This is a genomic window from Streptomyces sp. NPDC018045, from assembly GCF_044327445.1.
GTDB lineage: Bacteria > Actinomycetota > Actinomycetes > Streptomycetales > Streptomycetaceae > Streptomyces.
In genome coordinates this window covers 58,694-70,645 of the sequence record NZ_JBIRFL010000003.1, presented here as the reverse complement: position 1 = coordinate 70,645, position 11,952 = coordinate 58,694, and the positions used below count along the sequence as shown (strand labels likewise).

Annotated in this window: 10 protein-coding genes; 6 read left to right on the top strand and 4 right to left on the bottom strand. The window is 71.0% G+C overall.

Features of this window, described 5'->3' with window-relative positions; genetic code table 11:
• Positions 1-207 precede the first annotated feature (207 nt).
• Positions 208-1,836, bottom strand: coding sequence for an MFS transporter (locus ACH4EB_RS07880; RefSeq protein WP_398346516.1), 1,629 nt, complete (start codon positions 1,834-1,836; stop codon positions 208-210).
• Positions 1,837-1,914: 78 nt separating this feature from the next.
• Here ACH4EB_RS07880 and ACH4EB_RS07875 point away from each other — a divergent pair, with 78 nt between their 5' ends.
• The 4 genes from ACH4EB_RS07875 to purM all read left to right on the top strand — a co-directional run bounded on the left by ACH4EB_RS07875 (position 1,915) and on the right by purM (position 6,813).
• A complete protein-coding gene (locus ACH4EB_RS07875; protein WP_398346515.1) occupies positions 1,915-2,562 on the top strand; it encodes a TetR/AcrR family transcriptional regulator in 648 nt (215 codons plus the stop codon).
• A gap of 10 nt (positions 2,563-2,572) precedes the next feature.
• Entirely contained in the window at positions 2,573-3,379 is an 807-nt protein-coding gene (locus tag ACH4EB_RS07870; protein WP_398346514.1) for a sterol carrier family protein, read from the top strand.
• A gap of 744 nt (positions 3,380-4,123) precedes the next feature.
• Positions 4,124-5,683, top strand: a complete 1,560-nt coding sequence (gene purF / locus ACH4EB_RS07865; RefSeq protein ID WP_398346513.1) for an amidophosphoribosyltransferase — start codon at positions 4,124-4,126, stop codon at positions 5,681-5,683.
• A gap of 35 nt (positions 5,684-5,718) precedes the next feature.
• Positions 5,719-6,813 carry a phosphoribosylformylglycinamidine cyclo-ligase gene (gene purM, locus ACH4EB_RS07860; RefSeq protein WP_398346512.1) on the top strand — a complete coding sequence of 365 codons (1,095 nt, stop codon included), beginning with the start codon at positions 5,719-5,721 and terminating at the stop codon, positions 6,811-6,813.
• A gap of 110 nt (positions 6,814-6,923) precedes the next feature.
• Here purM and ACH4EB_RS07855 read toward each other — a convergent pair whose 3' ends face one another.
• Together ACH4EB_RS07855 and ACH4EB_RS07850 are read right to left on the bottom strand one after the other, a co-directional pair.
• Positions 6,924-7,184, bottom strand: coding sequence for a DUF3073 domain-containing protein (locus ACH4EB_RS07855; protein ID WP_398346511.1), 261 nt, complete (start codon positions 7,182-7,184; stop codon positions 6,924-6,926).
• Between the two features lie 564 nt (positions 7,185-7,748).
• Positions 7,749-8,894, bottom strand: a complete 1,146-nt coding sequence (locus tag ACH4EB_RS07850) for a Leu/Phe/Val dehydrogenase (protein ID WP_398346510.1) — start codon at positions 8,892-8,894, stop codon at positions 7,749-7,751.
• Positions 8,895-9,156: 262 nt separating this feature from the next.
• On the opposite strand from ACH4EB_RS07850, the gene ACH4EB_RS07845 reads away from it, so the two are divergent.
• Positions 9,157-9,993: a hypothetical protein gene (locus ACH4EB_RS07845; RefSeq protein WP_398346509.1), complete on the top strand. Its 837-nt coding sequence runs from the start codon at positions 9,157-9,159 to the stop codon at positions 9,991-9,993.
• A gap of 557 nt (positions 9,994-10,550) precedes the next feature.
• Positions 10,551-10,757 (top strand): developmental transcriptional regulator BldC, encoded by a 207-nt coding sequence (bldC, locus tag ACH4EB_RS07840; RefSeq protein ID WP_003980577.1) that lies wholly within the window; start codon positions 10,551-10,553, stop codon positions 10,755-10,757.
• Between the two features lie 506 nt (positions 10,758-11,263).
• Here the strand turns inward: bldC and ACH4EB_RS07835 are convergent.
• Positions 11,264-11,590, bottom strand: a complete 327-nt coding sequence (locus ACH4EB_RS07835) for a DUF6274 family protein (protein ID WP_398346508.1) — start codon at positions 11,588-11,590, stop codon at positions 11,264-11,266.
• Positions 11,591-11,952: the final 362 nt, after the last annotated feature.

Below are 11,952 nucleotides of genomic sequence, written 5' to 3'. Positions count from 1 at the left end.
GCCCGGCGGCCCGCCCTTTCCGGATTCTTTCCGGGGGCGGGCTGTCGTGGTTCCGGGGCCGTCTGGGGTGTGGGGGCGGTTGGCCTGCTGGGCCGCCGGGCCGCCGGCCTGCCGAGCCGGGGCCCGCGTGCCGGGGCGCCAGAGGATCGGTGCGGTCGATCCGCCGGCCCGGGCGGCGTGTCGCGGACGTTGCCGTCGGTCTGCGGTTCAGCCGCTGACGGTGGTCTTCCCGGTTGTGGCCGCCACCTCGCCTGAGCCCTCGGCCGCGGCGGCATCCCCTCGTATGCGCAGGGCCAGGAGCAGCGCCAGCACCAGCACGGCCGTGGAGCAGAGGAAGACCACGGATATGGAGGAGCTGAAGGCGTCCACCGCGCGGGTGTGGGCCTCGCCCTTCAGGGCCGGTATGGCGCTGGTGGAGCCGCCGGGGCCGCGGTCGGCGTAGACACGGGCCAGCACCGTTCCGAAGAGGGCCGCGCCCAGTGAGCTGCCCAGGGTCTGGAAGAAGCGGACCGCCGTCGTCGCCACCCCGAGCTGGTGGCGCGGTGCGGCTCCCTGGACGAGCACGATCAACTGGCCGAGCGTCTGGCCGAAACCGGCGCCGAGCAGGAGGAGTTCGGCCCGTACGGTCCACAGGCCGGTGTCCGTGCCGTTCGTCGCGAGCAGGAGCGTGGCCACGGTGGCGCAGGCCGTACCGCTGATCACGGAGGCTTTCCCCGACCAGCCGCGGGCGCCGAGCCGGCCCGTCACCAGGCCCGCGCCGGCCATGCCGAGCGCCACCGGAATCATGAACAGGCTCGCCGAGGTCGGCTCGATGCCCCGCACCAACTGGAGGTAGATCATGACGTAGACCAGCGAGCCCATCAGGGCCACGCCGACCAGACCCTGGACGGCGAAGGCGGAGCGCAGCGTACGGATACGGAACATCGACAGCGGGAGCAGTGGTTCGGCGGCGGTGGCCTGCCGCCACAGGAACAGGGCGAGCAGCGCCACGGCCCCGCCTGCCAGGCCGAGGATCACGGGGGAGCCCCAGGAGTGGTCCCGGCCGCCCCACTCCGTCACCAGCAGCAGTGCCGTGGAGAACGCGGCGGCCAGGGCCGCCCCGAGAAAGTCGATGCGCCGCCGCTCGCCGTGCCGGGGCAGCTTGAGGACGAGTGCGGACGTGACGAGCACGACGAGGCCGACCGGCAGGTTGACGTAGAAGATCCAGCGCCAGTCGGCGTGCTCGGCGAGGAGGCCGCCGACGACCGGCCCCAGGGCCATGCCGGCCCCCGCGACCAGCCCGCCCACCCCGGCGCCCTTGCCCGCTCCGCGCGTCCCCGGCCCCTTGAGCCGGGCTATCACGACCATGGTGACGCTCATCAGCCCGCCACCGCCCAGGCCCTGCACCGCGCGGAAGGCGATCAACTGGTCCATGTCCTGCGCGGCCCCGCACAGCACCGAGCCGAGCAGGAAGGTGGCGACGGCCCCGAGGAAGACCCGCTTCGCGCCGAAAGCGTCGCAGAGCTTGCCGTACAGCGGCAGCGCGGCGGTGGCGGCGAGCGAGAACGCGCTGATGAGCCACGGGATGCGGTCGACGCCGTGCAGCGGGTCCAGCTCGCGGACGATCGGGACCGTCACGGCCGAGACGATGTTCTGGTCGAGGACGGCGAGCAGCATCGTCGCGAGGCAGACGGCGAACCCGGCCTTGCGCTGGGCCGATGTCATGCCGCCCGGCCCGTCGGCATCCGGCCCGTCGGCGCCCGGTCTGCCGACGGAGGGACCTGATGCGCCGGGCCCGGCGCCGCCGGTGGCGGTGTGGTCGGAGACGGTCGGCGACGGAGCGGTGGAAGCGTTCATGGCAGCACCATGCCCGCAAAGCATGGACCGAGTCAATATTTAAGCCGGTATTATTTTTTGCCCTGGTACAGTGGTGCCATGGCCGAGGAGCTGGGACTGCGCGAGCGCAAGAAACTGCAGACGGAACGGCGCGTCTGGCGGACCGCCGTCGAACTCTTCCTGGAGCGCGGCTTCGAGAAGGTCTCCGTCCAGGAGATCGCCGCCGCGGCCGAGGTCTCCAAGATGACCGTCTTCAACTACTACGGCTCCAAGGAGGACTTGGTCCTCAAGCCGATGGAGCACCACGCCGGCGACGTGGCCCAGGCCGTCAACACCCGCGGGCGGGGCGAGTCCGCGGTCGCGGCCGTCTGCCGACAGTTCGTCGAGATGCTGGAACTGCGGGACCCCTCCGTCGGCCTGTGCGACAAGGAGGAGGTGCTCAGCATCCGCCGGCTGATCGTGGAGACGCCGGCCCTGCTGCTTCGCGCGTACGCCAACCGGCTGCACGGCCTCCAGCAGCTCGCCGAGGTGCTGGAGCGGGAGTCCGGCGGCGACCGGATGGACGCCCAGGTCGCCGCGGGCCAGCTCATGGCCGCCCGCAACGCGCTGATCAACGAGAACCACCGCAGGCTGCTGGCCGGAGAGGCCGCCGACGCGGTGTATCCCGACGCGGTCGCCGCCGCCCACCGGGCCTTCGGCCTGGTGGAGCGAGGGCTCGGGGGCTACGCGACGCGCCCCGCCGAGTAGCCTCGACGCCATGCCAAGTGCCCGTAAGCCGTCCGGCCGGTCCCGCGCCCGCAGTTACGACTCCGCCAAGACCCGCGCCGCCGTCATCGCACAGTTCGGACACGTACGCTCCGCCGTACGGCGCCTGGCTCCCGAGCAGTTCGCGCTGCCCACCCGCCTGGGTGACTGGACGGTCCGCGAGTTGGTCGCCCACCTGGCCATGGCGGTGGAGCAGGTCCCCGCGGCACTCGGCCGGCCCGCGCCGCCCGCCCCGGAAGTCACCCTCGCCACCTGGCCGTTCGCGAGCCGAGCACTGGCCGCGAAGGTCGACGAGAACGCCCGCGACACGGCGGCCGGCGGCGAACCGGCCGACCTCCTGGACCTCGCCGCGGCGCGGTACGCCGAGGCCGTCCCGGTGGCTCCCGACGACCGGCTGCTGGCGGTCCGTATCGGGGCGATGCGCCTGGACGACTTCCTGGTGGCCCGCTGTGTCGAACTGGTCGTGCACACCGACGATCTGATCGCCGCGACCGGTCTGGAGATCCCGTTCGACCGCCATGCCCTGGCCACCGCCACCCGGCTGCTCGCCGACGCGCTCGCCGCCAAGGCGCCCGGCGGCTCCGTCGAGGTCCGGGTGCCGCCGTTCGCCGTCGTCCAGTGCGTCGAGGGCCCCCGGCACACCAGGGGCACCCCGCCCAACGTCGTCGAGACCGACCCGCTGACCTGGCTCCGCCTGGCCACCGGCCGTACGGCCTGGCCCGACGCGGTCGACGAGGCCGCCGTGAGCGCCAGCGGCGAACGGGCCGACCTCGCCCCCTACCTGCCCCTCATGGGCTGAACACCGCAACGGCGGCGGGGCTCCGACCTCCGCCGGGTCCGGGTCTTCGCCGGACCCGGACCGCAGCCGGGTCCCTGGCCTCCGCCGGGACCCGCCCCCGCCGGAACCCGCCCCCGGGCCGGACCCCGGCCCCACCCCCTTCCTGATCAGCCCGAGAACCCCCAGCGAGGTTGCCTTCGTAAAGGCTCTACTCCCCGGGATGAACCGGACACCGAGGACGGCAAGGAGGAAGCGGAACCAGTGGTTGAACACGACACGAAATACGGCCATCCGGGTGACCTTCCAGGCGACGTCCGTGGCGACGTCCACGGCGACGTCCGTGGTGACCTTCGAGGTGAAGGAACGGCGCCCGCGCGCACCCCGATAACGGCGCCCGCACACCCCCGACGACGCACCACGGAAACGCGGAAAGAAGCAGCGCCAGATCGCTCCAAAAGCCCCTGAAAGCACCAGAAGCAGCCACCGGAACACCACCCTCAACAGCGGTGTGGCGCATCTCACTCCAATCCGGTCGGCGCCCCCTGCGGTACCCCGTACGACACCCCCGGCAGCACCGAGACAGCCCGGGGAACAAGCAGGGAACCGCGTACCGGAATCCGTGGTGACCCGGCCGCTCCCTCGGCATCCCGTCCGTGAGTCGGGGCTCACGGCAGGCACTCGGCCACCTGGGCCAGGCGCCCCGGACCCGGCCCCGGTTCGATCCCCGGTTCGGATGAATCGCGGACCTGCCCTAGACTCGGTGCTGTGCCACGTGGTGACGGACGACTCAGCCACGACCTGCTCCCCGGCGAGAAGGGCCCCCAGGACGCATGCGGCGTCTTCGGTGTCTGGGCTCCGGGTGAAGAGGTCGCCAAACTCACCTATTTCGGGCTGTATGCCCTGCAGCACCGCGGTCAGGAGTCCGCGGGCATCGCAGTGAGCAACGGCTCCCAAATCCTCGTGTTCAAGGACATGGGCCTGGTTTCCCAGGTCTTCGACGAGACATCCCTCGGCTCCCTCCAGGGCCATATCGCCGTGGGCCACGCCCGCTACTCCACCACCGGGGCCTCGGTGTGGGAGAACGCCCAGCCGACGTTCCGCGCGACCGCGCACGGCTCGATCGCCCTGGGGCACAACGGCAACCTGGTCAACACCGCCGAACTCGCCGAGATGGTCGCCGCGCTGCCCCGTGAGGGCGGCCGCGCGACCCAGGTGGCGGCGACCAACGACACCGACCTCGTGACGGCCCTGCTGGCCGGCCAGGTCGACGAGGACGGCAAGCCGCTGACCGTCGAGGAGGCCGCGCCGCGCGTCCTGCCCAAGGTCATGGGCGCCTTCTCGCTGTGCTTCATGGACGAGCACACCCTGTACGCGGCCCGTGACCCGCAGGGCATCCGCCCGCTGGTCCTCGGCCGCCTTGAGCGCGGCTGGGTGGTGGCCTCCGAGACGGCCGCCCTGGACATCTGCGGCGCCAGCTTCATCCGCGAGATCGAGCCGGGCGAGCTGATCGCCGTCGACGAGAACGGGCTGCGCAGCTCCCGCTTCGCCGAGACCAAGCCCAAGGGCTGCGTCTTCGAGTACGTCTATCTGGCCCGCCCCGACACCGACATCGCGGGCCGCAACGTGTACCTCTCCCGGGTGGAGATGGGCCGCAAGCTGGCCGCCGAGGCCCCCGCCGACGCCGACCTCGTCATAGCGACCCCGGAGTCCGGCACGCCGGCCGCGGTCGGCTACGCCGAGGCCAGCGGCATCCCGTACGGCGTCGGCCTGGTCAAGAACTCCTACGTCGGCCGGACCTTCATCCAGCCCTCGCAGACCATCCGCCAGCTCGGTATCCGCCTCAAGCTCAACCCGCTCAAGGAAGTCATCCGCGGCAAGCGCCTGGTGGTCGTCGACGACTCGATCGTCCGCGGCAACACCCAGCGCGCCCTGGTCCGGATGCTCCGGGAGGCCGGCGCCGCCGAGGTCCACATCCGGATCTCCTCGCCGCCGATCAAGTGGCCGTGCTTCTACGGCATCGACTTCGCCACCCGCGCCGAGCTGATCGCCAACGGTCTGACCGTGGACGAGATCGGTACGTCGCTGGGCGCCGACTCGCTGGCGTACATCTCGATCGACGGCATGATCGAGTCGACGACGATCGCCAAGCCGGACCTGTGCCGCGCCTGCTTCGACGGCCAGTACCCGGTCGATCTCCCCGACCCGGAGCTGCTGGGCAAGCACCTCCTGGAGGCGGAGACCGCGGGCCAGGCCAAGCCGGACCTGGACGGCGTCGAGACGCTGACGGCCGGGGTCGGCGGCGCCGACGCGCTGCGCCGCCCGTAGAGCTCGTACCCACCGACAGGAAAGATCTCAACGCCATGTCTGCCGAGTCTTTTGAGCCTGCCCAGCACGCGGGCACCAGCGCCAGCTACGCAAGCGCGGGCGTGGACATCGAAGCGGGCGACCGCGCCGTCGACCTGATGAAGCAGTGGGTCAAGAAGGCCACCCGCCCCGAGGTCGTCGGCGGCCTCGGCGGGTTCGCCGGCCTCTTCGACGCCTCGGCCCTCAAGCGCTACGAGCGGCCGCTGCTCGCGTCGGCCACCGACGGCGTCGGCACCAAGGTCGACATCGCCCGCCGGATGGGCGTGTACGACACCATCGGCCACGACCTGGTCGGCATGGTCGTCGACGACCTGGTGGTCTGCGGTGCCGAACCGCTGTTCATGACCGACTACATCTGCGTCGGCAAGGTCTACCCGGAGCGGGTCGCGGCGATCGTCAAGGGCATCGCCGAGGGCTGTGTGCTGGCCGGCTGCGCGCTGGTCGGCGGCGAGACCGCGGAACACCCGGGGCTGCTCGGGGCAGACGACTTCGACGTCGCGGGCGCCGGTACGGGTGTCGTCGAGGCGGACCGGGTGCTGGGCGCGGATCGTATCCGTACGGGCGACGCCGTCATCGCGATGGAGTCCTCCGGTCTTCACTCGAACGGGTACTCACTCGTCCGCCACGTGCTGTTCGACCGCGCCGGCATGTCCCTGGACCAGCGGGTCGAGGAGTTCGGCCGCACGCTCGGCGAGGAACTGCTGGAGCCGACGAAGATCTACTCGCTGGACTGCCTGGCCCTGACCCGAACGGCCGAGGTGCACGCCTTCTCGCACATCACCGGCGGCGGCCTGGCCAACAACCTGGCCCGGGTGATCCCGGACGGCCTGCACGCCACGGTCGACCGGTCCACCTGGACCCCGGGCGCGATCTTCGACCTGGTCGGCAAGGCCGGCGACGTCGAGCGGCTGGAACTGGAGAAGACCCTGAACATGGGGGTCGGCATGATGGCCGTCGTCCCGCAGGAGTCGGTGGACGTGGCGCTGGCCACCCTCGCGGACCGCGGCGTGGACGCCTGGGTCAGCGGCGAGATCGTCGAGCGTGGCGACCACACCGAGGCAGTGACCCTGACCGGTGACTACTCCGCCTGAGCCGGCCGCCCCCAGGGCAGCACAGAACCCGGTCCGAGGTGACTACCCCGGACCGGGTCCGTGGAAATGCTGTGCACACCGTGCACGCACGACAGTTAAGACGTCGTACGTCAGGCGCGACGACGCTGCTGGGACGAGTTGCCCTCGTCCTCGTCATCGTCGTCTCGGTTGTAAAGGTCGGCGTACCGCGCGTACGGGTCGTCGTCCTCTTCATCCTCGAACGGCTCGCCGTTCGGCGGCTGCTGCTGTGCCGACTGTTGCGGCGATGCACCCAGCTCTTCGGCCAGGCGTGAGAGATCAGTCCCACCGCTGTTGTACTTCAGCTGGCGGGCGACCTTCGTCTGCTTGGCCTTGGCCCGGCCGCGCCCCATGGCTCGACCCCCTCAACGACGGGGCTCGACGGCCCCAGAGTCTTGACACGCGTTCATGATTCAGAGCGGACTCTCGACAGAGAGACCGGCCCGTAGGGCTTCAACGGTACCTGCTTCCGCGGCCATACGGTACGTCGCCCGCATCACCGACCGCTCGGCGCGACCGGCAGGACGCCCCGTCCCCGCTGGTCAGCTCCGATTTTAACCTGTCCGCCCGGGCGACCCGCCGACGGGTGGTGAGGGATGTCTCCTTCACCGCCCGTGATCCCTTACGGAGCGCTCGGTGATCGTTACGCGAGCGCTCCGGGGGCGGTTTTCCGTACGCCCGGTGGCGGCGACCGGCACGGTCCGTCACCGGTACGGCGTCCGCGGGGGTGTACGGGACTCGCTCGGGACCCTCCGTGAGCGCGATCGGATCGCGATCGGCTTCGGTCGGACCCGAGCATTGTCGGACTTTGTTGGGCGGAATCGGTCGCGGTCTCGGCCATGACCGGCCGAAAAATTGGCCTGAACTTGACGGTCCCGGCCGGGTCGGCGCCACCGGGAACGGCGGCGCCGGGCAGATCAGGCCCGCCGGGCGTCCGCCATGCGCTGTTCGGCCAGCCGGTCCGCCGCCGCGGCGGGCGGAATGCCGTCCTCCTTCGCACGAGCGAATATCGCCAGCGTGGTGTCGAAGATCTTCGCCGCCTTGGTCTTGCAGCGGTCGAAGTCGAAGCCGCGCAGCTCGTCGGCCACCTGGATGACGCCACCGGCGTTCACCACGTAGTCCGGCGCGTAGAGGACGCCGCGGTCGGAGAGGTCCTTCTCGACACCGGGGTGCGCGAGCTGGTTGTTGGCCGCGCCGCAGACCACCTTCGCGGTGAGCGCCGGCACGGTCTCGTCGTTCAGCGCGCCACCGAGCGCGCACGGCGCGTACACGTCCAGACCCGCCGTACGGATCAGCGACCCGGTGTCCGGGGCCACGCCGACCTGCGGATGCCGACTGCGGATGCGCTCGATCGATTCGGCCCGCACATCCGTGATCACGACCTCCGCGCCGTCCTGGAGCAGATGTTCGACGAGGTGGTGGCCCACCTTGCCGACCCCCGCGATGCCGACCTTGCGGCCGCGCAGCGTCGGGTCCCCCCACAGGTGCTGCGCCGAGGCGCGCATGCCCTGGAAGACACCGAAGGCGGTCAGTACGGAGGAGTCGCCGGCGCCGCCGTTCTCGGGGGAGCGGCCGGTGGTCCACCGGTTCGTCCGCGCGACGACATCCATGTCCGCGACGTAGGTACCGACATCGCACGCGGTCACATAGCGGCCGCCGAGGGACGCCACGAACCGTCCGTAGGCGAGCAGGAGTTCTTCGCTCTTGATCAGGTCGGGGTCGCCGATGATCACCGCCTTGCCGCCGCCGTGGTCGAGCCCGGCGAGGGCGTTCTTGTACGACATGCCACGGGAGAGGTTCAGGGCGTCCAGCACCGCCTCGTCCTCCGAGGCGTACGCGTGGAAGCGGGTACCGCCGAGGGCCGGGCCCAGGGCGGTGTCGTGGATGGCGATGACGGCCCGCAGGCCGCTGGCGCGGTCCTGGCAGAGGACCACTTGCTCGTGGCCACCCTGCTCGGAGCGGAACAGGGTGTGCAGGACACTCCCGTCGGCCGGGGGTGCCCCTTGCGAGGAGTGCTCGGGGGAGGAGGAAGGACGTACGTCGGTCACGGTGGTGACTCCCATAAGTCGCGGAGGACGCTCTCCGACGGCTCCCTTTGCTTGTGGCAGGGGGAGGGCGGGAGGGCCGGTCGGGAAGAGAGTAAGACCTGGAAGGCACGCTGATCGGTGCAGTGCGGAGGATCACCCTCTCCTGAGGGACGGACGTGGGACGATTTGCCGTATCCCGAGCCGGGTGGTGCGAGCCAACTCCCGGCACTTCGCACCTCTTTGCCATTCTTTGCGGTTGTTCTGCGGACGTCACGTTGTAGGAGACAAAGGAGCGGGCGTGGCCCTGGCGTCGTCGGTGATGGTCCCGTACGCGGCATATCTACGGGTCTACGAGCCGCTCGCGGCGTTCCCCGAACCGGAGCGCTCCTACTGGGCGCGCTATGCCCGGCGCGCGGAGACCCCCACGGTTCAGGACGAACTTCGGCGATCCCTGGCCGATTTGCTGCCGACCCCGCCCGTACCGGTCCCGGTCCACGAGAGCAGCGACGCCTTCGTCACGGTCGTGGACGGCGTGACGTGCGTCTGCCCCTGGCGGACGCGGCTGCGCGGCTGGCAGGCCCTGGAGGGGCTGGCCGAGCTGCTTCCGGCGCCCGTGCTGGACGCGGCGCTGCCCCCGGTGGTGCGGCGCCAGGCGGCCGCGGACTACGAGGAGTGGCTGGAGCGCAATCCGGACGCCCGGCCCTGGATCCGCACCGCCACCTGGCACGTACCGGTGCGCTGGTTCGCGCTCTTCGGCGACGGCGAGCGGGAGTACACCAAGAGCGAGCACGGCCCGGTGCTGCGGTATCGGACGCCCATGGTGCAGGCGCGGCGCCGGGTGGCGCGGGGCCTGCGCACGCTGCGCGACTCCCTGGAGGAGGGGCCGCTGATCGACGGCCTGGTGGACGTGGGCCGCTGGCTGGAGGAGTTCCATCCGCGGGCGCTGGTGGAGCTGGACTACGGCGGGCTGGTGCACGCGGTGCCCGAAGGGCAGCTCGCCGAGGACCGGTCGGCCGCCGAGGTGGCGGCGGGGCTGGCGGCGCTGCGCGAGGGGGACAGCGACCGGGCCGGCGAGGCGTACGAGAAGCTGTCGGACCGGTGGCGCGAGGTGCGGGAGCGTCAGTTCGCGAGCTGAGCCGGTGGTTCGGGAGGAACGCGGGGCCCACGGTCGGTCGTCGGCGTCTTCGCGGAACGACAAAATGATCTGCGGCCGTCGAAACTCGTGCACACTACTGGTACGGAGCAGTAGGACGTAGGTCCCGATCCGGGCGATTGCCTCAAGCGTGACCTAAAGCACTGACTTCGGGCCTTGCGGCCAAGCCATACCCTCGTGCCAAAATAGGACAAGGAGCCTGACAAGGGCCCCTTCCGTCCTACTAAGGGCGGATAGTTCGGTATTGCGCTCCTTGGTGGGTCTGATGGCGGCTGATCACCGTGTGACTGATCGTCACGGTGGTGTGACTGTCCGCTATGGCATGGTCCATCGGCTTCCGCCGAGGTTGAACACCTGAGAGGGCAATTCCATCGGTTTGGCCGACGTGGCTGGACAGATGGTGTAGTTGTAGTGCCGAGGACAAGCCGTTCGTCCTATAACCGACTCGGCCCGCGTCCGCCATTTCGGGCAACGCGGGTCAAGGTGCAGAATTTAGAGGAAAGAACCGTGATGGTTCGGTTCTCCCGAGGAGGCCGCTCATGACCGCTCGCACCCCTGACGCCGAGCCGCTGCTTACCCCCGCCGAGGTCGCCACGATGTTCCGCGTGGACCCGAAGACGGTGACCCGCTGGGCCAAGGCAGGCAAGCTCACGTCCATCCGCACGCTCGGAGGACACCGGCGCTACCGCGAAGCCGAGGTTCGCGCTCTGCTCGCGGGCATTCCGCAGCAGCGCAGCGAAAGCTGAACAACCGCATGACCGGGCTGTTTTCGGGCCCCCCAACCCGACCTCGGCCCATGGAGCCCCACCCGGCTCCGCTCAGCACCACCTAGCACCACACAGCTCCATACGACGCGGAGCCTGCCCCAACAGGCCCCACACCCGCACCATCTGGGTACGTCATCGATCGCGCTGGACTCCGCCGGGTCCAGCGCGATCTTTTTTGTGCGCGCGAGCCCGGGCGGGGCGGCCGGTCCGGCCGTCTGGGCACCGCCCGCGGGCGCCGGCGGGGGCGGGTCCCCGCTGTTCTCCGGTCCAGTCCAAGGGCTGCCGGGCGGGCGGTGCAATTGCACATATTAAATTGACCGGGTGTAGGGCGACCGTAAGATTCCCGGTTCCCGAAACCGGGGCGGTGACACCCGTCACAGCACGGGAAGGTTGTGGCGTCGGCGCCGCTGCGATAAAGGGCCCCCGCGCCCCCTCGCCCTCTCAACAGCCTCCCACCGAAGGGCTGATGGGGAAGGCGCCGTTGGTCACCGGGCCGGGGGACTTTGGTCCCCGCCCGCCTCCGGATGCCCCGCGGCGGGCGCGCCGGCCGCGTCCGACGGTGCCACACGGGACGCCGGGTCCGAGCCCGGCACGGCGTCAGAGGCCGCGGAAGGCTCCCTGGAGGGCCTGGCGGGCACCTGGGCGGCGGAGTCGGCGGCCGGGGCGTCCGCGGCGCGGCTGCGGGGCTCCATGGCGAGCCGCAGGAGACGGGCGCAGACGGGGCAGTGGCGGGTCAGATGGCGATAGCCCGTGGCGGCCGACAGATGGGCCCGCAGCAGCGCCCTGGTCTCGTGCCTGGCGACTGTCGACATCGCACACTCCTCCCGGCGCCGCGCCCTTCCTCGTGATTACCGGTGGTACGAGCCCCGGTCAATACACGCGTCGGCCCGGGCCCGTACGACCCGGACCCACGGGCCACGGGGCACGACGCCGCTCCCGTCCACACTCCCCAGACCCAGGGCAACGCAAACGGCCCGCATCCCAGGGGGATACGGGCCGAGCAGTGCGGTCCTGACGGGCTCTGCCGTGTCCGACAACGGCTCCGCCGCGGGCGCGGCCTGCCCTCGTGGCGCGCCCCCACGCAAACGGCCCGCATCCCAGGGGGATACGGGCCGAGCAGTGCGGTCCTGACGGGCTCTGCCGTGTCCGACAACGGCTCCGCCGCGGGCGCGGC